This is a genomic window from Streptomyces sp. NPDC005181 (genome assembly GCF_040608395.1).
Lineage (GTDB): Bacteria > Actinomycetota > Actinomycetes > Streptomycetales > Streptomycetaceae > Streptomyces.
On record NZ_JBEXID010000071.1, the window covers coordinates 17,068 to 36,248 of the forward strand.

Annotated in this window: 18 protein-coding genes; 8 read left to right on the forward strand and 10 right to left on the reverse strand. The window is 69.2% G+C overall.

Features of this window, described 5'->3' with window-relative positions:
- Positions 1 to 121 precede the first annotated feature (121 nt).
- From fabF to ABZV38_RS30825, 5 genes are all read right to left on the reverse strand, one after another.
- The gene (gene fabF, locus ABZV38_RS30805; RefSeq protein ID WP_030925891.1) at positions 122 to 1,384 is read right to left on the reverse strand and encodes a beta-ketoacyl-ACP synthase II; all 1,263 of its coding nucleotides are present in this window, start codon (positions 1,382 to 1,384) and stop codon (positions 122 to 124) included.
- A 77-nt stretch (positions 1,385 to 1,461) separates the two neighbouring features.
- Complete coding sequence (locus ABZV38_RS30810; protein WP_030925892.1) at positions 1,462 to 1,710, reverse strand: acyl carrier protein; 249 nt, start codon at positions 1,708 to 1,710, stop codon at positions 1,462 to 1,464.
- A gap of 63 nt (positions 1,711 to 1,773) precedes the next feature.
- Entirely contained in the window at positions 1,774 to 2,775 is a 1,002-nt protein-coding gene (locus ABZV38_RS30815) for a ketoacyl-ACP synthase III (RefSeq protein WP_356331720.1), read from the reverse strand.
- Positions 2,776 to 2,788: 13 nt separating this feature from the next.
- Complete coding sequence (locus ABZV38_RS30820; protein ID WP_356331721.1) at positions 2,789 to 3,703, reverse strand: ACP S-malonyltransferase; 915 nt, start codon at positions 3,701 to 3,703, stop codon at positions 2,789 to 2,791.
- Positions 3,704 to 3,792: 89 nt separating this feature from the next.
- Complete coding sequence (locus ABZV38_RS30825; RefSeq protein ID WP_356331722.1) at positions 3,793 to 4,992, reverse strand: helix-turn-helix domain-containing protein; 1,200 nt, start codon at positions 4,990 to 4,992, stop codon at positions 3,793 to 3,795.
- A gap of 171 nt (positions 4,993 to 5,163) precedes the next feature.
- Here ABZV38_RS30825 and ABZV38_RS30830 point away from each other — a divergent pair, with 171 nt between their 5' ends.
- Positions 5,164 to 5,820 (forward strand): pirin family protein, encoded by a 657-nt coding sequence (locus ABZV38_RS30830; RefSeq protein ID WP_356331723.1) that lies wholly within the window; start codon positions 5,164 to 5,166, stop codon positions 5,818 to 5,820.
- A 28-nt stretch (positions 5,821 to 5,848) separates the two neighbouring features.
- On the opposite strand, the gene ABZV38_RS30835 is transcribed toward ABZV38_RS30830, so the two are convergent.
- Positions 5,849 to 6,673, reverse strand: coding sequence for a serine hydrolase domain-containing protein (locus ABZV38_RS30835; RefSeq protein WP_356331724.1), 825 nt, complete (start codon positions 6,671 to 6,673; stop codon positions 5,849 to 5,851).
- 113 nt (positions 6,674 to 6,786) lie between these two features.
- Here ABZV38_RS30835 and ABZV38_RS30840 point away from each other — a divergent pair, with 113 nt between their 5' ends.
- Positions 6,787 to 7,242, forward strand: coding sequence for a MerR family transcriptional regulator (locus ABZV38_RS30840; RefSeq protein WP_356331725.1), 456 nt, complete (start codon positions 6,787 to 6,789; stop codon positions 7,240 to 7,242).
- A 5-nt stretch (positions 7,243 to 7,247) separates the two neighbouring features.
- A complete protein-coding gene (locus ABZV38_RS30845; protein ID WP_356331726.1) occupies positions 7,248 to 8,264 on the forward strand; it encodes an aldo/keto reductase in 1,017 nt (338 codons plus the stop codon).
- A gap of 123 nt (positions 8,265 to 8,387) precedes the next feature.
- On the opposite strand, the gene ABZV38_RS30850 is transcribed toward ABZV38_RS30845, so the two are convergent.
- The 3 genes from ABZV38_RS30850 to ABZV38_RS30860 form a co-directional block, all read right to left on the reverse strand.
- On the reverse strand, positions 8,388 to 9,347 hold the full coding sequence (locus ABZV38_RS30850) for a DUF4429 domain-containing protein (RefSeq protein WP_356331727.1): 960 nt from the start codon (positions 9,345 to 9,347) through the stop codon (positions 8,388 to 8,390).
- A gap of 86 nt (positions 9,348 to 9,433) precedes the next feature.
- Positions 9,434 to 10,645: an alpha/beta hydrolase gene (locus ABZV38_RS30855; RefSeq protein WP_356331728.1), complete on the reverse strand. Its 1,212-nt coding sequence runs from the start codon at positions 10,643 to 10,645 to the stop codon at positions 9,434 to 9,436.
- A gap of 225 nt (positions 10,646 to 10,870) precedes the next feature.
- On the reverse strand, positions 10,871 to 11,566 hold the full coding sequence (locus tag ABZV38_RS30860; RefSeq protein WP_356331729.1) for a TetR family transcriptional regulator: 696 nt from the start codon (positions 11,564 to 11,566) through the stop codon (positions 10,871 to 10,873).
- Positions 11,567 to 11,682: 116 nt separating this feature from the next.
- Between ABZV38_RS30860 and ABZV38_RS30865 the strand changes: the two genes are divergently transcribed.
- Both ABZV38_RS30865 and ABZV38_RS30870 read left to right on the forward strand, forming a co-directional pair.
- Positions 11,683 to 13,293 carry an MFS transporter gene (locus tag ABZV38_RS30865; protein ID WP_356331730.1) on the forward strand — a complete coding sequence of 537 codons (1,611 nt, stop codon included), beginning with the start codon at positions 11,683 to 11,685 and terminating at the stop codon, positions 13,291 to 13,293.
- A gap of 198 nt (positions 13,294 to 13,491) precedes the next feature.
- Positions 13,492 to 13,878 (forward strand): peptidase inhibitor family I36 protein, encoded by a 387-nt coding sequence (locus ABZV38_RS30870; protein ID WP_356331731.1) that lies wholly within the window; start codon positions 13,492 to 13,494, stop codon positions 13,876 to 13,878.
- Between the two features lie 94 nt (positions 13,879 to 13,972).
- On the opposite strand, the gene aceE is transcribed toward ABZV38_RS30870, so the two are convergent.
- Positions 13,973 to 16,705: a pyruvate dehydrogenase (acetyl-transferring), homodimeric type gene (aceE, locus tag ABZV38_RS30875; protein WP_356331732.1), complete on the reverse strand. Its 2,733-nt coding sequence runs from the start codon at positions 16,703 to 16,705 to the stop codon at positions 13,973 to 13,975.
- Positions 16,706 to 17,204: 499 nt separating this feature from the next.
- On the opposite strand from aceE, the gene ABZV38_RS30880 reads away from it, so the two are divergent.
- From ABZV38_RS30880 to ABZV38_RS30890, 3 genes are all read left to right on the forward strand, one after another.
- On the forward strand, positions 17,205 to 17,642 hold the full coding sequence (locus tag ABZV38_RS30880; protein ID WP_356331734.1) for a DUF3052 domain-containing protein: 438 nt from the start codon (positions 17,205 to 17,207) through the stop codon (positions 17,640 to 17,642).
- 209 nt (positions 17,643 to 17,851) lie between these two features.
- The gene (locus ABZV38_RS30885; RefSeq protein WP_356331735.1) at positions 17,852 to 18,310 is read left to right on the forward strand and encodes a peroxiredoxin; all 459 of its coding nucleotides are present in this window, start codon (positions 17,852 to 17,854) and stop codon (positions 18,308 to 18,310) included.
- A 170-nt stretch (positions 18,311 to 18,480) separates the two neighbouring features.
- Positions 18,481 to 19,056 (forward strand): TerD family protein, encoded by a 576-nt coding sequence (locus tag ABZV38_RS30890; RefSeq protein WP_356331737.1) that lies wholly within the window; start codon positions 18,481 to 18,483, stop codon positions 19,054 to 19,056.
- Positions 19,057 to 19,181: the final 125 nt, after the last annotated feature.

Here is a 19,181-nt window from a genome sequence, read left to right on the forward strand (position 1 = left end):
CGGGGCTCCGCCCCGGACCCCGTACCTCACACGCCGGCGAGGGCGAGAATCGAGTGGACAAAGCCCGCCTCCCCGGTCGAGCGGGGAAGCGGGCTTCGTCGTACGGCTTGGGCGGTGGGGATCAGACGCTGCGGAACGCCAGCACCACGTTGTGTCCCCCGAACCCGAACGAGTTGTTGATCGCAGCGATCGAACCCTCCGGCAGCGGCCGCGGCTCATCACGCACGATGTCCGCCTCCACCGCCTCATCGAGGTTCTCCACGTTGATCGTCGGCGGAGCCATCCGGTGGTGCAGCGCCAGAACCGTCGCAACGGTCTCGATGCCACCCGCGCCACCGAGCAGGTGACCGGTCATCGACTTCGTCGCGGAGATCGCGACATGGTCGAGGTCGTCGCCCAGAACCTTGCGCAGAGCCTTCAGCTCCGCGACATCGCCCTGCGGCGTCGACGTGGCGTGCGCGTTGAGGTGCACGACCTCCGACGGCTTGAGATCCGTCTGGTCCAGCAGGTTCTGCATCGCGGCAGCGATGCCGCGCCCGGTCGGCTCGGGCTGGGCGATGTGGTGGGCGTCCGCGGACAGCCCCTGGCCCAGCACCTCGCAGTAGACCTTGGCGCCGCGCGCGGCCGCGTGCTCCGCGGACTCCAGGACGACGACTCCGGCACCCTCACCGAGCACGAAGCCGTCACGGCCCGTGTCGTACGGACGCGACGCCTTCTGGGGCTCGTCGTTGTTCTTGGACATCGCCATCATGTTGGCGAACGCCGCGATCGGCAGCGGGTGGATGGCCGCCTCGGTGCCACCGGCGAGGACCACATCGGCACGGCCGGTGCGGATCATCTCGACGGCGTACCCGATGGCCTCGGCACCCGACGCACAGGCGGAGACCGGGGTGTGGACACCGGCCTGCGCGTTGACCTCCAGGCCGACGTTGGCGGCCGGGCCGTTGGGCATGAGCATGGGCACGGTGTGCGGGGAGACGCGGCGTACGCCCTTCTCCTTGAGCACGTCGTACTGGTCGAGCAGGGTGATCACGCCACCGATGCCGGAGGCGATGACCGAGCCGAGCCGCTCGGGCTGGATCGCGTCGTCCTCACCGGCCTTGCCGGTGAAGCCGGCGTCCGCCCACGCCTCGCGGGCCGCGATCAGCGCGAACTGCGCCGAGCGGTCCAGCTTGCGGGCCAGCGGGCGGGGCAGTACGTCGCCCGGGTCGACGGCCGCGAGGGCGGCGATCCGGACGGGCAGTTCGGCGAAACGTTCGCCCTCGAGAGGCTTGACGCCGGAACGACCGGCCATCAGACCTTCCCAGGTCGACGCCGAGTCGCCACCCAGCGGAGTGGTTGCGCCGATACCGGTGACGACCACGGTGCGATTGGTCGAGTTCACTGGAAAATCTTCTCCACGTGTAGAGGGTCGTGAATCAGCGGCGCCACCGCCGGGTGGCGACACACGAGCCGGCTGGATCAGGCCTGGTGCTTCAGGATGTAGTCGGCAGCGTCGCCGACCGTCTTGAGGTTCTTGACGTCCTCGTCGGGGATCTTGACGTCGAAGCGCTCCTCGGCGGCGACGACGACCTCGACCATGGACAGCGAGTCGACGTCCAGGTCGTCGGTGAAGGACTTGTCCAGCTGGACGTCCTCGACCGGGATACCGGCGATCTCGTTGACGATCTCGGCGAGACCGTTGACGATCTCTTCCTGGGTGGCGGCCATGTTGGCGCTCCTTCGATGTATTTCAGCAGGGTTCGGACGTCCGGACCGGAAGGTCCGGTGTGCCTAGGGGAGAGTAACGACCGTCGCGGCGTAGACGAGACCCGCCCCGAAGCCGATGACGAGCGCGGTGTCGCCGCTCTTCGCCTGACCGGTCGCCAGAAGCCGCTCCATTGCGAGCGGAATCGAGGCGGCGGAGGTGTTGCCGGTGGTCTCCACGTCACGGGCGACCGTGACGTGCTCCGGCAGCTTCAGGGTCTTCACCATCGAATCGATGATCCGCATGTTGGCCTGGTGCGGGATGAAGACGTCCAGGTCTTCCGGGGCGATCCCGGCCGCGTCCAGCGCCTGCTGGGCGACCTTCGCCATCTCGAAGACGGCCCAGCGGAAGACCGCTTGGCCCTCCTGCGTGATGGCCGGGAACTTCTCGGGACGCTCGGCGTGGAACTCGTCCCACGCCACGGTCTGCTTGATCGTCTCGGACTTGTCGCCCTCGGAACCCCAGACCGTCGGGCCTATGGCGGGCACATTGGAGGGACCGACGATGACCGCGCCTGCGCCGTCGCCGAAGAGGAAGGCCGTTGCCCGGTCCTCCAGGTCGGTCAGGTCGCTGAGTCGCTCCACGCCGATGACCAGCACGTACTCGGCCGAACCTTCGACGATCATGCCCTTGGCGAGGGTCAGGCCGTAGCCGAAGCCCGCGCAGCCGGCGGAGATGTCGAAGGCGGCGGGCCTGCCCGCGCCGACCTTGTGGGCGATCTCGGTCGCGATGGCCGGGGTCTGCTTGAAGTGCGAGACGGTGGAGACGATGACCCCGCCGATCTGCTCGGGCGTGATACCGGCGTCGGCGATGGCCTTTCCGGCCGCCTCGACGGACATCGCGGCCACGGTCTCCTCCTCGGAGGCCCAGTGGCGGGTGGCGATGCCGGACCGGGAGCGGATCCACTCGTCGGACGAGTCGATCTTCTCGAGAATCACCTCGTTGGGCACGACACGGGTCGGGCGGTAGCCGCCGACACCCATGATCCGTGCGTACGCGGCGCCCTGACTGGGCTTGATCTTCGACATGCTCTCGGGCTCCTTAGGCGTCTGCGTGCTCGGAAATGAGCGCGCGGGCCGCGTCGAGGTCATCGGGGGTCTTGAGCGCGAGGGTCTGCACCCCGGGCAGTGCGCGCTTGGCGAGACCGGTGAGGGTCCCGCCCGGGCAGGCCTCGATGAGCGCGGTGACGCCCAGCGCCTTGAAGGTCTCCATGCACAGGTCCCAGCGGACCGGGTTGGCGACCTGACCGACCAGCCGGGAGATGACCTCGTCGCCCGTGGCGACCGTCTTTCCATCGGCGTTCGAGACATATGTCACGGTCGGATCGGCGACCTTCAGCGCCGCGGCGGCCTCGCGGAGCCGGTCGACGGCGGGTGCCATGTGGTGCGTGTGGAAGGCGCCGGCGACCTTGAGGGGCACCACGCGGCGCACGCCCTCGGGCTTGTCCTCGGTCAGCGCGGCAATCTGCGCGGCGGTGCCGGCGGCGACGATCTGGCCGCCCCCGTTGACGTTCGCCGGGGTCAGACCGAGCTTCTCCAGATGCGGGACCGTCACCTCGGGCTCGCCGCCGAGCAGCGCGGCCATGCCGGTCTCGGTGATCGCGGCGGCGTCGGCCATGGCGAGCCCACGGGTGCGTACGAGGCGGAGCGCGGCCTCGTCGTCGAGAACGCCCGCAAGAGCGGCGGCGGTGATCTCGCCAACGCTGTGACCTGCGACGACACCGGGCGACGCGTCAAGCGCGGCGGCGGACAGCAGACCCGCGGCGACCAGCAGCGGCTGTGCCACCGCGGTGTCGCGGATCTCGTCCGCGTCGGCCCGGGTGCCGTAGTGGGCAAGGTCGAGCCCGATGGCGTCGGACCATGCCGCGATGCGGTCGGTGGCACCGGGGAGGTCGAGCCAGGGAGTCAGGAAGCCGGGCGTCTGAGCGCCTTGGCCGGGAGCGACGAGTACGAGCACCCTCACACTCTCTCTTGTGAACGGTCCGGAACACCCGTGGGGACAGGGACGAAGAACCGTAGGGGGAATTGTTGATGTCCGACAAAAGTCTAGGACTGGGGATCTCTGTCGGCCAGACGCCCCAGAATCAGGGCGATCCGCAGAGTGAACGCGGAGCGGACATCGGAGGGCGACCATCCGGTGACGTCCGTCACACGTCGGAGCCGGTAGCGCACGGTGTTGGGGTGGACGAACAACATGCGGGCGGCGCCCTCCAGGCTGCTCGCCTGTTCCAGATACACGCTCAGCGTTTCCAGCAGCGCGGAGCCCGCCTCTTCGAGCGGTCTGTAGATCTCCTCCACCAATTGATCCCGTGCGGCAGGGTCGCCCGCCATGGCGCGCTCCGGCAGCAGATCGTCGGCCAGGACCGGCCGCGGGGCGTCCTGCCAGGCGCTGCACGCCTTGAGCCCGGCGGCGGCGGCCTGCGCGGACCGGGTGGCCGCCAGCAGGTCCGGCACCACTGGTCCGGCCACGACGGGACCGGCCGCGTACGGGCCGATCAGGGCCTTCGCGACATGCAGCGGGTTGTCGCTGCCGCCCGCGATGACGACCAGCCGGTTGCCGAGCACCCCGGTCAGCACCTGGAGCTTGGCGTGCCGGGCGGCCCGCCGGATCGCCTCGACGGTCAGCTCGCTGTCGCCCTCGGGGGCCGTACCGAGGATCACACAGACATGTTCGGGGGAGTTCCAGCCGAGCGCGGCGGCCCGTGACACGGCGCCCTCGTCGGCCTCGCCGGACAGCACCGCGTTCACCACGAGCGATTCGAGCCGGGCGTCCCAGGCGCCGCGCGCCTCGGCGGCCTGTGCGTACACCTGGGCGGTCGCGAAGGCGATCTCTCGCGCGTAGACGAGCAGCGCCTCGCGCAGCACCGACTCGTCGCCGGGCGCGGCCACCTCCTCGATCGCGGCCTCCATCACCTCGATCGTCGTACGCACCATCTCGACGGTCTGGCGCAGCGTGATCGCCCGGGTCAGCTCGCGCGGAGCCGTACCGAACACATCGGTGGAGATGGCCTGCGGGGTCTCCGGGTGGCGGAACCACTCGGTGAAGGCGGCGATTCCGGCCTGGGCCACCAGGCCGATCCAGGACCGGTTCTCCGGTGGCATCGCCCGGTACCACGGCAGCGACTCGTCCATGCGGGCGATCGCGTTCGCGGCCAGCCGGCCGGAGGACTGCTCCAGTCGCTTCAGGGTCGCGGCATGCAGGTGGGCGTCATTCGCAGCGGGCTGCTCAGGATCGGATCGGGGCACGGACACAAGACTGCCTTATCGGGCCGCGGGCGCGGAGGGCCGGGGCGGCCGCGGGTCGTACTGCCGAGTAGCGGACGGCCGGTTTCCGACCCGGACACGGCCGCTCCCCGACCGGAATCCGGCCGTCCCCGACCGGGACACAAGGGCGCCCGGCCGGGCTACCGTGGACCCGTGATTTCCGTACAGCGCGCGGACGACCGGTATACGGGCGGCGACGAGGCCGCCGGCATTCTGTCCCGGCACGCCTTCTCCTTCGGCTCCTTCTACGACCCGGACAACCTGCGCTTCGGCGCGATCCTGGCCTGCAACGAGGAACGGCTGGCGCCCGGTGCGGGCTTCGGCGAACACCCGCACAGCCACACGGAGATCGTCACCTGGGTCGTCGAGGGCGAGCTGACCCACCGCGACTCGGCCGGTCACGCCACGGTCGTACGGGCCGGGGACGTCCAGCACCTCAGCTCGGCGGCCGGGGTACGCCACGTCGAGCGCAACGACGGGGACATACCACTGACGTTCCTTCAGATGTGGCTGGCGCCGCTCGAACCGGGCGGCGAGCCCTCGTACACGACCGTCCCCGGCATCGCCGACTCCACCCCGTACGCCCTCCCGGAAGCCGGCGCGATGCTGCATGTGCGCAGGCTGGCCGCCGGGGAGCGCACGGCGGTGCCGGACGCGGCGCGGGCGTATGTGCACGTGATCGACGGCGAGGTGCGGCTCGACGGCGAGACGCTCGGCCCGGGGGACGCGGCGCGGATCACCGGGGCGGTGGGGCTGGAGCTGGTGGCCGAGGTGCCGGCGCAGGTGCTGGTGTGGGAGCTGTCGGGCTGAGCGACACCGTGGCCGGATCCTGAAGGCACTACCCCACGGCACGTCCGAGCTCCGCGAGCACCGCGTCCGTGAACGGCGGCCAGACCTCCGCCGCCCACGGACCGAAGGCCCGGTCGGTCAGGGCGATGCACGCCGCACCTGCGGCCGGGTCGATCCACAGGAACGTACCGGACTGGCCGAAGTGGCCGAAGGTCGCCGGGGACGAGGAACTGCCCGTCCAGTGCGGCGACTTGTGGTCCCGGATCTCGAAGCCGAGCCCCCAGTCGTTGGGGTTCTGGTGGCCGTAACCCGGCAGGACGCCCTTCAGACCAGGGTGTACGACGGTCTGCGCGGCCAGCGCCGTACGCGGATCGAGCAGCCGCGGGGCCTGCACCTCCGCCGCGAACCGCACCAGGTCGCCGACGGTCGAGACGCCGTCCCGGGCGGGCGAGCCGTCCATCGTCGTCGATGCCATGCCCAGCGGCTCCAGGACCGCCTGGCGCACATACTCGGGGAACGGGATGCCGGTGGCCTTGGCGATGTGGTCGCCGAGCACCTCGAACCCCGCGTTGGAGTACAGCCGCCGGGTACCGGGAGCGGCTGTCACCCGGTGTTCGTCGAAGGCGAGCCCGCTGGTGTGCGCGAGCAGATGCCGGACGGTGGAACCTTCCGGTCCGGCCGGTTCGTCGAGCTCCACCGCGCCTTCCTCGTACGCCACGAGCGCGGCATAGGCGGCGATCGGCTTGGTGACGGAGGCGAGCGGGAAGCGGTGGGCGGTCGGCCCGTGACTGCCGACGACAGTGCCGTCCGCTCGTACGACGGCGGCCGCCGCGGTGGGGACGGGCCAGTTCTCGGTCATCGCCAGGCTCTGCATGACTACGAGACTAAGACCTGCCGCCGAATACCCGTCATCCGGCCCGGTGGCCGGAAAACCTGTCGCCGATGGCGCTTGCTTCGAGTGCACTCCAAGGTTCTAGCGTGGAGGTCATGACGGTGATGGAGAGCACTACCGCGAAGACCGACGCCTGTGCATCGGCTCCTCGGGCGCATCCACGCCCCGAGGGCCAGGACCGCTACACCATCAGCGAGGTCGCAGCCTTCACCGGGCTCACCGCACACACCCTGCGCTGGTACGAGCGGATCGGCCTGATGCCGCACGTCGACCGGTCGCACACCGGGCAGCGCCGGTTCACCAATCGCGATCTGGACTGGCTGGCCTTCGTGGGCAAGCTGCGGCTGACCGGGATGCCGGTCGCCCACATGGTCAGGTACGCGGAGCTGCTGCGCGAGGGCGAGCACACGTTCGAGGAGCGGCAGGAGCTGCTGGAGGCGACCCGCCGCGATGTGAAGGCGCGGATCGCGGAGCTCCAGGACACTCTCGCCGTCCTCGATTACAAGATCGACTTTTATGCGGGTGCCCGGCGGGCGTCGGAAAGGCCTTGAAGCTGATGACCGACAACAAGATCGCAACTGTGGAGCTCGGCAACGGCGGTCCGCAGGTGGGCGTGCAGGGACTCGGCTGCATGGGCATGAGCGAGTTCTACGGGGACACCGACGAAGCTGCTGCCCGGGACACCCTGGAGGCCGCGCTGGAGGCGGGCGTCACGCTCTTCGACACCGCGGACATCTACGGCAGCGGTGCCAACGAGACGTTCCTCGCCCCGTTCGTCGGCGCGCACCGGGACGAGATCACGCTCGCCACGAAGTTCGCCATCGAGCGCAAGGACGACGACCCGCAGTACCGGGCGGTGCGCAACGACCCCGCGTACATTCGCCAGGCCGTCGAGGACAGCCTGCGCCGGCTGAACACCGACGTCATCGACCTGTACTACATGCACCGCCGCGACCCCTCCGTGCCGCTGGCCGAGTCCGTCGGCGCGATGGCCGAGCTCGTGCAGCAGGGGAAGGTCAAGCAGCTCGGGCTGAGCGAGGTGACCGGCGCGGAGCTGCGCGAGGCGTACGCCGTCCACCCGATCGCCGCCCTGCAGTCGGAGTGGTCGCTCTTCAGCCGGGACGTCGAGCGCAGCGCCGTGCCCGCGGCGGTCGAACTCGGCGTGACCTTCGTGCCCTACTCGCCGCTCGGCCGCGGCTTCCTGACCGGGGCGTTCGCCGACGCCGCCAAGGACCTGTCCAAGGGCGACTTCCGCCGGCACCAGCCCCGCTTCACCGGCGACAACGCGAAGACGAACGCCGCCCTCCTGGAACCCGTCCACAAGATCGCGGCGGCGCACGGGGCGACGGCCGCGCAGGTGGCGCTCGCCTGGGTGCAGCAGCGGGCCGAGGTGCACGGTCTGACCGTGGTCCCGATCCCCGGCACCCGCAAGCGCAGCCGGCTGCTGGAGAACGTCGGGGCGACCCGGCTCACCCTCACACCGGAGGAGCTGGCCGTGCTGGAGCCGATCGCCGGCCAGGTGGCGGGCGACCGCTACCCGGACATGAGCTCGACGTCGGCGGCGCGCGAGTAGCCGCTTCCTGAGATCCGGGGCGCCACGGGCCCGCTCTCTCCTCACATGCCGGACGGGCCGGGTTCTCCCGTCCGTCCGGCGAGGGCCTTTCTTTCGGAACAGGCCTGTTCCGAAAGAAAGGCCCTAGAGCTCCGCGAGCAGCTGGGCCTTCTTGGCGCTGAACTCGTCGTCCGTCACCAGACCCGCCTGGTGCAGCTCCCCGAGGTGCCGGATGCGCTCGGCGATGTCCGCCGGATCGCGCCGCATCGCATGCGTCGGCACGGCGACGGGCGTGGCCTGCCTCCTGCGTACGGACTCCAGTACGGCGGCGGCGAACGGCAGCGACTCGTGCACCGGGCCGTAGCCGAGACCGAAGATCACCGCGGCCGGGTCCTGATCGGCCTGGGTGGGCCGTGGGGCCGGTGCCTGCGCACCGGGCGGCGCGGTGTCCGTACGGAGCGCCGCCGCACTCTTGCCCGTGCCGGGAGACAGGCCCGTGCCCGCCCCGGCGTCCGTGCCCGGCGCGCCCCGTGGCACCAGTCGCAGATAGCCGTCGAAGGCCTCCGGCGAGCGCCATTCGACCCCGCTCAACTCGCTGACCGGGAAGGTCTGGTCGCCCGCCTTCCACTTCGCCGTGGAGGCGCCCGTCCAGAACCACCGGAAGGAGATCCGGTCCCCGTCGAAGCTGGCCCGGCCGTCGTACGCCTTGAAGTGCATCGGCGCCTCGGGGGCCGCGACCAGGAACCTTTCGGCGGGCTCCGCCGCGTCTGGGCCGAGCAGTGCGCGCAGCTCGTCCGCGTAGTACTCGGCGAGCGTCTCGCGTGCGGCGGACAGCACCAGCCGGTACGGATCGCTGCCGTCCTTCAGCTGCCCGGCCGCAGCCTCCAGCAGTGGATCGGCACCGGGTCTCGGCACCGCATGCAGAACCACCGTGCCTCGCTTGCCCGGGGTCAGTGTCACCGACGACAACGCCGCGTGCGGAATGCGGCGCTCACGCAGGCTCTGGAAGAGCTTCGGCGTGCGGATTCCCCGTTCGAAGCGTATGAGCACGGAGTCGGTGTCGAACTCCCAGGTGGCATGAATTCCGGCCAGCACATCACCCATGTGCCTCATCGTATGCGGCACTCGTCCGCACGTCCCCCCCTCCGAGCGGACCGCAATTCACCGGCAGTTGCGGTTCTCTACGCGCGTCAGACGCCCTCGGCGCCGGAAATTCCGTCGTGGCAGGCGCTGTCGGCGCTCGCACAGGTCACCGAGCCGTATGCGCCGACGCCGATGGCGGCGAAGTTGCTGAGGCTCTCGGTGCCCGGCTCGAAATAGCCGCTGTGCCCGATCGCGCCGCCCGCCGAGACGATGCGCGCACCGAAGGCGCGGTCCACCGGATCGGCGCCGTGACCGAGCCCGCCGACCTCCATGTTCGGTACGTCCTGGATCCAGTCGTCGCGATCCCGCATCGCCCAGACATCGGCGGTGGTGTGCAGCTGCGCGGCGTTCCCCACCCGCATGCCGGGGCTGCCCGCGACCGCGATGTCGGCGACCCTGGACGGCAGTTCGTTCGCGGCGACACCGCACAGCACGGAGCCGTAGCTGTGGCAGAACAGCGAGACCTTCGACGTGCCGGGCAGCGCGTCGACCAGCGCATTGAGCCGCACCGCCCCGCGTTCGGCGAGGTTCCCCAGGGCCGCGTCCATTCCGATGCCGGCGGGCGCGGTGTAGTCGGCCCAGGCGATGACCGCGGTCCGGGTGCCGGGGCTGGCGGCGCGCTCCGCCGCGTACAGCGACTTCGCCATGCCGACGGGCGCGGCGTTGACCTTGCGCCCGGTCCGCTCCAGCGTGAGGAGGTTGGTGTCGACACCGGGCACGACCAGCGAGACCCGCTCGGCCTTGTCGAGATCACCGAACACCTCGGCGGCGTGACCCTTCCCTGACGGGTCGAAGGCCAGGAAGTGCCGGCCGTGGGCAAGCATCGACTGGAAGCGCTCCATCCGGCGGAGCGCATCGCTGCGGCCGTCGGGGGAGAGCCGGACGTCGTGCATGCGCTGCCGCTCGACCGCCCGTGCCTGCACCAGGGCCCGCCGGTTGGCGTGGTAGCGCAGGGTGACCGGGGCGCCGTTCAGATTGCCGACGACCAAGGGGTACGTGTCGGCGAGAGCGCTGCGCTGCGCGGCGGTGAGCGAGGCGAAGAACTGGGCCAGCCGGTACGAGGGTGCATCGACGTCCGGCAGCGCGCGACCTGCTATCCGGCCCCGCGCCCAGGAGGTGAGTGCGATGTCGCGTGGCTCGTCGGAGCGTTGGTGACGCACGGCGGTCCAGCCTGTGGTCGCCAGCATCACGAACACGACCGCGACGGCGAGGAGTGCGCGCCATGCGGTGAGCGTGGGGGTGGAGTCGAAGGAAGTCACTTCCGCCCACACTAGGAGACGCGCGACGGCAGCTGTGAAGCGGGTGACGCACATCACCCGCGCATGGGGAATTGGAGGGGTGATTCCTTACGCTCCGTGCGCGCGTTTCGCACGCTCCGGCGAACTCCCACGCCGCACGGACGCCGCATGTGGCGGTCGTGGCACGGCTGTTGTGAAGTCCGTCATGTTCCTCCGCGAGGCATTCGGCACATGGCGGGTGCGGAACTATCCGGCGGAGGTGTGAGGTGTCTCGGCCGTCCGTTCGACCGGCGTGCGCCAGTTCCCTGCCAGCGCCGCTCCGAGATGGTCCAGGTAGATCTCGGTCAGCGTCCGCAGTGAGTCGATGCTGGTGTCCTGCCCTTGCCCCCACAGCTGCCCGGTCACCCGCATCACCCCGCAGAATGCGGCGACGGCGACCCGCGGCCGCGGGTCCGTCCCGATGTCGAGACCCTCGCGTGCGGCGATCACCTGGGCGATCTGGTTCTCGAGATCGATGCTGCGCCGCAGGTGGGCGGCGAGCAGGGAGGGCGTCGACTCGATCATCCGGTACGTACGCATGTGGAGTTCGACCGTGACGAGTTCCTCGATCGCCTCGCCGATGCTGTTCCAGGCGCACAGCACCGCGCTGCGCATGGCTTCGAACGGGCGTTCCACGGCAGGTCGTTGGCGCAGCTCCGAGAGGAAGCGCGACTCCACCATCTCCTGGACGGCGAAGGCGGTCTCCTCCTTGCTGGCGAAGTAGCGGAAGAAGGTGCGCTGGGAGACGTCGACGGCGTCGACGATCTCGTCGACGGTGGTCTCCTCGTACCCCTGGGTGGTGAAGAGCTCGAGGGCGGCATGCAGCAGGGCATCCCGGGTGCGTCGCTTCTTGCGCTCGCGCAGCCCGGTTGGTTGCTCCGCGGCTCGCTGCCCGTCGGTCACTGGATTGGTCCTCTTTCTGATATTTTGTCCGACTCGGCGTACTGTGAGCTACGTGACAGTTACCGACTTGTGAAATGGTTTGTCAACTGTCAGTAGCTGACACTAATCTCCCGGGCATGACTAGTCAGACCACCGTAGAAAAGGCGTCGCGGGAGCCGCAGGACACCCTCCCTCCCGCCCCGGCCAAGGGGCTGCGCGGCCACCCCTGGCTGACGCTCTTCTCCGTGGCCATCGGCGTGATGATGGTCGCGCTCGACGGCACGATCGTCGCGATCGCCAACCCCGCCATTCAGCAGGACCTGGGCGCCTCGCTCGCCCAGGTCCAGTGGATCACCAATGGCTACATGCTCGCACTCGCGGTCTCCCTGATCACCGCGGGCAAGCTCGGTGACCGGTTCGGTCACCGCCAGACCTTCCTGCTCGGGGTCGTGGGCTTCGCCGCGGCATCGGGGGCCATCGGCCTTTCCAGCAGCGTGGCCCTGGTGATCACGTTCCGGGTGCTGCAGGGTCTCTTCGGCGCCCTGCTGATGCCGGCCGCGCTCGGCCTGCTGCGCGCCACCTTCCCGGCCGAGAAGCTGAACATGGCGATCGGCATCTGGGGCATGGTCATCGGCGCTTCGACCGCGGGCGGCCCGATCCTCGGTGGTGTGCTCGTCGAGCACGTCAGCTGGCAGTCCGTCTTCTTCATCAACGTGCCGGTCGGAGTGATCGCACTCCTGCTCGGTGTGGTGATCCTCAAGGACCACCGGGCCGAGAACGCCCCGCGCTCCTTCGATATCGGCGGCATCGTGCTGCTGTCGCAGGCGATGTTCTGCCTGATCTGGGCGCTCATCAAGGGCGCCGAGTGGGGCTGGGGCGACTTCAAGACGCTCGCCTTCCTGGCGGCCGCCGTGGGCCTGTTCGTGGTGTTCGCCTTCTCGCAGAAGAACGTCAGGAAACCGCTCATCCCGTTGGCGATGTTCCGCTCGGTGCCGCTGTCCGCGGGCGTGATCCTGATGGTGCTGATGGCGTTCGCCTTCCTGGGCGGACTGTTCTTCGTCACCTTCTACCTGCAGAACGTGCACGGCATGAAGGCCGTCGACGCGGGTCTGCACCTGCTGCCGCTGACCGGCATGATGATCGTCGGCTCCCCGCTCGCAGGCGTGCTGATCACCAAGTTCGGCCCGCGCGTCCCGCTCGTCGGCGGCATGGTGTGCACCGCGGTCGCCATGTTCGGGATGTCGCAGCTGGACACCGACACCGGCACGCCGACGATGTCCATCTGGTTCGGTCTGCTCGGCCTCGGCCTCGCCCCGGTGATGGTCGGCGCCACCGAGGTCATCGTGGGCAACGCCCCCATGGAGCTCTCCGGTGTCGCGGGCGGTCTGCAGCAGGCCGCCATGCAGGTCGGTGGCAGCCTCGGTACGGCGGTGCTGGGCGCGGTCATGGCCTCCCAGGTCGACTCCCACCTCGCCGGCAACTGGGCGGACGCGAAGCTTCCGCCGCTCTCGCCCGAGCAGCTGGACCAGGCGTCCTCGGCCGTCGAGGTCGGCATCCCGCCAGTGGGATCCGATGTGCCTGCGCCGGTCCTGGAGAAGATCACGACCGTCGCGCATGACACGTTCGTGTCCGGCATGAGCACCGCGTTCATGGTCGCCGGCATCGTCGCGGTGGTCGCGGCGCTGGTCGCCACGCTCACCAAGCGCGGTGAGAACGCCGAGGCAGGCGCGGGCGCGGGCCACATCTGACCCCTCCGCCGGTCCTCGCCGCCCCCTGGGTGCCGACGACGCCCGAGCGTCAACACAGCGCATACGACAGCCCCGCCGGAGCTCTCCGGCGGGGCTGTCGCCTATCCGGGTGGTGTGGCCCGGAGCCCCTTCCGGTGGAGCTGTCCCGCAGGTCAGGGTGCGTGCAACTGATCCACACCACCACGGGGGCTGATTGATATGCGTACGACCGTCCTTGCTGCCGCACTGGCCGCCATCGCCCTGATCCCGCCGACCGCATCGGCGTCGCAGACCGCACCGGCCGCGCACGCGGCGCCCGTCCGCCTCGGGACATGCGGGAGCGGTCAGCTCTGCTTCTGGGCGAAGCCGGACTTCACCGGCGCCCGGCAGATCCACGAACTGTCCGGCACCGACATCGAGAGCTGCGTCCCGCTGCCGGCGGGCGGCAAGGCCCAGGCGCTCGCCAACCGCTCCGGCCGCCCCGTCACCACCTACCAGTCCGCGGAGTGCGCCGAGACCGGCGAGTTCGAGACGTATCCGGGCGGCGGGACCTGGGTGCCGCAGTCCCCGTACCAGGTCAGGGCATTCAAGATCTGGGAGAACTGACCGCAGAGCGGAACGGGGAACCGGCCGGAGAGCCCGAAGGGCGGCGGACCAGGAGGTCCGCCGCCCTTCGACCCGACTCATCCGCCGGTTGTGCCTACGCGTCGCCGCCGGCCGCGCCGGGAGCGGCCGCGGTCACATCCAGGAGGTCGTACCGGTCGATCGCGGTCTTCAGCACCGAACGGTCGATCCGGCCCTCCTTCGCGAGCTCGGTGAGCACCGCGAGGACGATCGACTGCGCGTCGATGTGGAAGAACCGGCGGGCCGCGCCACGCGTGTCGGCGAAGCCGAAGCCGTCGGCACCCAGCGACTGGTACGTGCCGGGCACCCAGCGCGCGATCTGGTCCGGGACGGAACGCATCCAGTCGGAGACCGCCACGAACGGGCCCTCGGAGCTGGAGAGCTTCTGCGTGACGTACGGGACGCGCAGCTCCTCCTCCGGGTGCAGCAGGTTGTGCTGCTCCACCTCCACGGCCTCGCGACGCAGTTCGTTCCAGGAGGTCGCCGACCAGACGTCCGCCTTGACGTTCCACTCGTCGGCGAGGATCTGCTGCGCCTCGACCGCCCACGGGACTGCCACACCGGACGCCATGATCTGGGCCGGGATCATGCCCCTCTCGCCGCTCTTGAAGCGGTAGACACCCTTGAGGATGCCCTCGACGTCCACGTTCTCCGGCTCGGCCGGGTGCTGGATCGGCTCGTTGTAGACGGTGAGGTAGTAGAAGACGTCCTCACTGTTCTCGCCGTACATCCGGCGCAGACCGTCCTTGACGATGTGCGCGATCTCGTACCCGAAGGCCGGGTCGTAGGCGACACAGCCCGGGTTCGTCGAGGCGAGCAGCTGCGAGTGGCCGTCCGCGTGCTGCAGACCTTCACCGGTCAGCGTCGTACGGCCGGCGGTCGCACCGAGCACGAAGCCGCGCGCGAGCTGGTCGGCCATCTGCCAGAACTGGTCACCGGTGCGCTGGAAACCGAACATCGAGTAGAAGACGTACACCGGGATCAGCGGCTCGCCGTGCGTGGCGTACGCCGAACCCGCGGCGATCAGCGACGCCGTGCAGCCGGCCTCGGAGATGCCGTCGTGCAGCATCTGACCGGTCGGCGACTCCTTGTACGTGAGCAGCAGACCACGGTCCACCGCCTCGTACTGCTGGCCCAGCGGGTTGTAGATCTTCGCGCTCGGGAAGAACGCGTCCATGCCGAAGGTGCGGTACTCGTCGGGCGCGATCAGCACGAAACGCTTGCCGATCTCCTTGTCCCGCATGAGGTCCTTCAGGATGCGGACGAACGCCATGGTCGTGGCGATCGACTGCTGGCCCGAACCCTTCTTCGCGGTCGCGTACGTCTTGTCCTCGGGGAGGACCAGCGGCTTCGCGCGCACCACACGGGTCGGGACGTAGCCGCCCAGACCCTTGCGGCGGTCGTGCATGTACTGGATCTCTTCCGAGTTGCGACCCGGGTGGTAGTACGGCGGGTAGCCCTCGTCCAGCTGCTTGTCCGTGATCGGGATGTGCAGCCGGTCGCGGAACCGCTTGAGGTCCTCGACCGTGAGCTTCTTCATCTGGTGGGTCGCGTTGCGGCCCTCGAAGTTCGGTCCGAGCGTCCAGCCCTTGACCGTCTGCGCGAGGATCACCGTCGGCTGGCCCTTGTGGGCCTTGGCCGCCGCGTACGCCGCGTAGACCTTCCTGTGGTCGTGACCGCCGCGGCCCAGGTGCAGGATCTGATGGTCGGACATGTCCTTGACCATCTCGCGCAGCCGCGGGTCGTCCCCGAAGAAGTGCTCACGGATGTACGCGCCCGTCTCGGTGGCGTACGTCTGGAACTGGCCGTCCGGCGTGGTGTTCAGCTTGTTGACCAGGATGCCCGTGCGGTCCTGCGCCAGCAGCGGGTCCCAGGAGCGGTCCCAGACCAGTTTGATGACATTCCAGCCGGCGCCGCGGAACTGCGACTCCAGCTCCTGGATGATCTTGCCGTTGCCGCGCACCGGGCCGTCGAGGCGCTGCAGGTTGCAGTTGACCACGAAGGTCAGGTTGTCCAGGCCCTCGCGGGCGGCGATGGAGAGCTGGCCGAGCGACTCGGGCTCGTCCATCTCGCCGTCACCGAGGTAGGCCCAGACGTGCGACTGCGAGGTGTCGGCGATGCCGCGCGCCTGCATGTACCGGTTCATCCGGGCCTGGTAGATCGCGCCCAGCGGACCGAGTCCCATCGAGACGGTCGGGAACTCCCAGAAGTCCGGCATCAGCCGCGGGTGCGGATAGCTGGACAGCCCGTTCGGCGCCTTCGACTTCTCCTGGCGGAAGGCGTCGAGCTGCGCCTCGTTCAGCCGGTCGAGCAGGAACGCGCGGGCGTAGATACCGGGGGAGGCATGCCCCTGGAAGAAGATCTGGTCGCCGCCGAGGCCGTCGTCCTTGCCCCGGAAGAAGTGGTTGAAGCCCACGTCGTACAGCGAGGCGGAGGAGGCGAACGTGGCGATGTGGCCGCCGACGCCGATCCCCGGGCGCTGGGCGCGCGACACCATCACGGCCGCGTTCCAGCGCGTCGCGTTGAGGACCTTGCGCTCGATCTCCTCGTCGCCGGGGAAGAACGGCTCGTCCTTCGTGGCGATCGTGTTCACGTAGTCCGTGCTGCGCATCTCCGGCACGGCGACACGCTTCTCGCGCGCGCGTTCGATGAGCCGGAGCATCAGGTAGCGGGCCCGCTCACGGCCGCGCTCGTCGACGGCGGCGTCGAGGGAGTCGAGCCATTCCTGGGTTTCTTCGGGATCGAAGTCCGGGACCTGGCTCGGAAGGCCGCCAATGATGATCGGGTTGCGATCGGATCCGGAAGCCACGCTGTTCCTTTGCTGTTCGGTGGTGCTCTACAGGGCCTGATAACGGGAGGCATGCCCCCGGGATGTATGCATGTACGTCATCACCATCGTGTACCGCGAGGACGCAAACGTCATCTCTACCCAGGGGTAACCGTCAGGTTGTGAGACATCACGTCCGGTGCGCGAGGACGGTCCGGCAGACGGGTGGGACCAAACCGCAACCATACGCCCAACCCGTCCAAGCGTTCCCAAAGGCTGTTCGACTCCGATCGGCGGACCGAAACGGCATAAGCTGTTCAAGGACGTAATGCTGTTCAAGCACGTAAAGGGTGTGGACGGCAGCGCCGGGCCCCGCAGGGGACATGCCGATCGTGCGGCGACGTGGCAGGGAACGTCACCGTTTAGGCGGTCTCGCACGCTGGGTACTTGCGCGATCCGCCGCGCCCGTGTGGACTACGGCCAACGCCCCGCGCACGCGCGTGGCTGAAGCATTTTCCGAAACATGATCAGGAGGCAACCCGTGAGCGCGACCGCGGACCACGCGGAGGAACGGACCAACTCGGCTGCACGGCTGGGGTTCGAGCCCGGACAGGTGGTCCAGGAGATCGGCTACGACGACGACGTCGAGCAGGAGCTCCGTGAGGGCATTGAGGCCACTACCGGCCAGGAACTCGTCGATGAGGACTACGACGACGTCGCTGACGTCGTTCTGCTCTGGTTCCGCGACGAGGACGGCGACCTTACGGACGCGCTGGTGGATGCCATTGGTCTGATCGAGGACGGCGGTGCGGTCTGGCTGATGACGCCGAAGACCGGCCGCGAGGGATACGTCGAACCGAGCGATATCAACGAGGCTGGACAGACAGCCGGTCTTTCCCAGACCAAGAGCATCAATGCGGGCAAGGACTGGACGGGCAGCCGTCTGGTAACCCCGAAGTCGGCCAAAGCCAAGCGCTGAACCGCACTCACCCCGAGGCCCCCGCCGGTCGTGCACCGGCGGGGGCCTTCGTATGCCCCGGGGCGCCCGCGACCGCGTGAAGCGCGGCGGCAGGTGGCCGGTACGCGGGCGGCGCGTGGGCCGCCGAGGGCCCTGCGGGAGCGCTCTGCGTAGGGTGGGAGCCCACCCGGACAGCCCAGCCCGGTGAAGCAGCGAAGGGACGCGTATCCATGGCGATCGAGGTCGGCACCAAGGCCCCGGATTTCGAGCTCAAGGACAACCACGGCCGGACCGTGAAGCTCTCCGACTTCCGTGGCGAGAAGAACGTGGTGCTGCTGTTCTACCCGTTCGCCTTCACCGGTGTGTGCACGGGGGAGCTCTGCGCCCTCCGTGACGAGCTGCCGAAGTTCGAGAACGACGACACGCAGCTCCTCGCCGTCTCCAACGACTCCATCCACACCCTCCGTGTCTTTGCCGAGCAGGAGGGCCTCGAGTACCCGCTGGTCTCGGACTTCTGGCCGCACGGCGGGACCTCGCGGGCGTACGGCGTCTTCGACGAGGAGAAGGGCTGCGCGGTGCGCGGCACCTTCATCATCGACAAGGAGGGCGTGGTCCGCTGGACCGTCGTCAACGGCCTGCCCGACGCGCGTGACCTCAACGACTACATCAAGGCCCTCGACGCGATCTGATGCGTATCGGGCGGATCATCCGGCGACGATCCGGGCGATCTCCAGGCGCCCCGGCCAAAAGCCTGTTTTGGCCGGGAACCGGTCACTAGGATCCACTCGTTGATCCGATGCCAACGCACGATGGAGGCGCCGGCACCTGTCGGCCTCTAATGAAACCAATGGGAGGACTCGTGGGAGTCAGCCTCAGCAAGGGCGGCAACGTCTCGCTGACCAAGGCCGCGCCCAACCTGACGGCGGTCGTCGTCGGTCTCGGCTGGGATGCTCGTACCACCACCGGCGGAGACTTCGACCTCGACGCCAGCGCCCTGCTGGCGAATGCGGCGGGCAAGGTCGGAAGCGACGGGAATTTCGTCTTCTTCAACAACCTCAAGAGCCCTGACGGCTCCGTCGAGCACACCGGTGACAACCTCACCGGTGAGGGCGAAGGCGACGACGAGGTCATCAAGGTGAACCTGGCCGGCGTTCCGGCCGATGTCGACAAGATCGTCTTCCCGGTCTCGATCTATGAGGCCGAGTCCCGCCAGCAGAGCTTCGGCCAGGTGCGCAACGCGTACATCCGCGTGGTCAACCAGGCCGACAACAGCGAGCTCGCGCGGTACGACCTGAGCGAGGACGCCTCGACGGAGACCGCCATGGTCTTCGGTGAGCTGTACCGCAACGGTGCGGAGTGGAAGTTCCGTGCCATCGGTCAGGGTTACGCCTCGGGCCTGCGCGGCATCGCGCAGGACTTCGGCGTCAACGTCTGAGCACGGCCCAGAAGGCGTGACCGGGCGGCGCCTGCGAAGGCACTGCCCGGGCCACGCCCAGCACGTCCCCGTCCGGGGGCCCCCCCCAAGCAGCGCCGGACCCCGCCCCCAGACAATACCAAGAC

What these genes read in the sequence shown, in the direction of transcription:
- ABZV38_RS30840 (WP_356331725.1), top strand. Translation starts at nt 6,787, where the DNA reads ATGACGGTGATGGAGAGCACTACCGCGAAGACCGACGCCTGTGCATCG.
- ABZV38_RS30885 (WP_356331735.1), top strand. Translation starts at nt 17,852, where the DNA reads ATGGCGATCGAGGTCGGCACCAAGGCCCCGGATTTCGAGCTCAAGGAC.
- ABZV38_RS30850 (WP_356331727.1), bottom strand. Translation starts at nt 9,347, where the DNA reads ATGGGTGATGTGCTGGCCGGAATTCATGCCACCTGGGAGTTCGACACC.
- ABZV38_RS30870 (WP_356331731.1), top strand. Translation starts at nt 13,492, where the DNA reads ATGCGTACGACCGTCCTTGCTGCCGCACTGGCCGCCATCGCCCTGATC.
- ABZV38_RS30865 (WP_356331730.1), top strand. Translation starts at nt 11,683, where the DNA reads ATGACTAGTCAGACCACCGTAGAAAAGGCGTCGCGGGAGCCGCAGGAC.
- ABZV38_RS30835 (WP_356331724.1), bottom strand. Translation starts at nt 6,673, where the DNA reads ATGCAGAGCCTGGCGATGACCGAGAACTGGCCCGTCCCCACCGCGGCG.
- ABZV38_RS30815 (WP_356331720.1), bottom strand. Translation starts at nt 2,775, where the DNA reads ATGTCGAAGATCAAGCCCAGTCAGGGCGCCGCGTACGCACGGATCATG.
- ABZV38_RS30810 (WP_030925892.1), bottom strand. Translation starts at nt 1,710, where the DNA reads ATGGCCGCCACCCAGGAAGAGATCGTCAACGGTCTCGCCGAGATCGTC.
- ABZV38_RS30845 (WP_356331726.1), top strand. Translation starts at nt 7,248, where the DNA reads ATGACCGACAACAAGATCGCAACTGTGGAGCTCGGCAACGGCGGTCCG.